The following is a 1678-nucleotide window of genomic DNA, read 5'->3' as shown; positions in this document are numbered from 1 at the left end:
GTCATCCGTTGCCTCAACCTGCACACCCTCGGGGGATGTACCCACTGCCTTCGCAGCGTTTAACACGCTGCCAGTGTCTATATCAGCTTGCGTCAATGTGTACTCCGCAGAGCATTTAGCTTCAGCTCCTACAGCCAGCTCTGCTACGTCACACGTAATCACGGGAGTCGTACCGCTGCCCGAAAACGAGACCTCTTCTACAGCTACATTGGTCAGCGGCTGATTGCCGGTGTTCGTGGCCGTGAACGAGTACTTAACCTTCTGTCCCGCTGCCCACGACCCCATCAACTCGGCATCTTTCACGAGCTTGATATTTGGTTTCTTAGCTGTGTTTGTGAACCTGCACGACACGCTTCGCCCACTGTCAGGAGTGAATGTCGCTGTTTTTTCTGTCCCTTCAACGACTGTCACACCCACATCGTCGACACACTTATAACTCGTGTCGTAGTTTGCAAAGTTCGCGGTGCCTGCCGCGGTCTCCGTGACCGTATAGGTCTGGCCAGCCAAACCCAGAACTGGCCCCACGGAAGCGGTCTGCACGCCTTCAGCGGGGCCGTCAGTGACGGCGGTCGTGCCTTCAGTCAGGCCGGCGCCGGAAATCTTTAGGCCAAATTGGTCTGTGGGTTCAAAGCGCCCCGCGGGGAGATCCTTGTCCAGCTTAATACTGACCGGGTTGCTGCACGAAGCCATGTCGGTCATGTTTGGCCAGTTCGGAACCGCACTCTTCAACTGACCGTTGCTCGGATCGACTTGGCGCAGGAAAGCACGGGAACCGACGTACAAGTAACCGTCTGGACCGAACGCGATTGAGTTCGCTGAGGCGAACTGTGGCGTCAAAGCAGTGACCTGGGTCCCGGTTACCGTTACCGAACCCGTCGTAGGCATGGGCCCGTCAACGGACCAGATGCCACCTTCGGTACTTGAGGCGGCGACGACATACATATTTCCGCCAGCGTCGAAAGCGAGGTCACCATTCCCGCCTTTCGAGCCCGGAAGATTGACAGTCATCACCTTAACGGGCGCAACAGCAGGCGTAGCAGGGTTGTAACCGTGAAGCGTGAGGGTGTCGTTGCTGCCACCTAGTCCGCCGTAGTAAAACCAACCGTTGGCGGGGTTGATTGCACCATGGGTAGATACTGCGACAGGACTTTCAACTTTGGATGTCGTATCCGTCGTAGCATTCCAGTTGTAGACATAGTGTGTAAGGTTATTACTCGATCCTTCGGTCGCGGTATAAATCGCATACGCGCCCCCCGTACCGATACCCAATTGGTTGTGCCGGCTTGAGCCTTCAAGTTTGAAGGAATCTGATGACAACCCGGTCGTAGGATTAATTTTTTTAGCGTAGTTTCCACCTCCATCCACCGAATAGAGTGAGTCACAGGTAAGATTGCCTCGCGCTGCCTGTGCAGTTGAAGCGGGGACGGCGGCAATCGAAACTAGAGCCACCAAAGTAGCTACCACGGTTAAACGCAGACCTTGCATGAGGCCGTTAAGTATCCACATGTAGGCACCTTCCCATTTCCAAGTCTCATGACCGTGCGCAACAGCCGTGCTAGCCGAAAGCTTAACCTAATCACGGCAGATGTTAGCGAGCTTCACAGGCTGACCTTCTGTGACACTACACTGATATTCGTCGAGCTCCAACCGTTTATTGGCTTATATCGTTTTCGGTGCT

General features: G+C 54.7%; 1 protein-coding gene. It reads right to left on the bottom strand.

The window, feature by feature from the left end; all coding sequences use genetic code 11:
* A partial coding sequence (locus tag DPA01S_RS16905; RefSeq protein ID WP_439950998.1) for a CLIPPER-2 domain-containing protein occupies window positions 1-1506 on the bottom strand: 1506 nt, incomplete at its 3' end.
* Between the last annotated feature and the right edge of the window lie 172 nt (window positions 1507-1678).

Origin of the sequence: Dietzia papillomatosis NBRC 105045, assembly GCF_001570845.1 — a bacterium.
Classification (GTDB): Bacteria; Actinomycetota; Actinomycetes; order Mycobacteriales; family Mycobacteriaceae; genus Dietzia; species Dietzia cinnamea.
The sequence above is the reverse complement of the archived record's forward strand: the minus strand, read 5'-3'. Positions and strand labels throughout refer to the sequence as shown.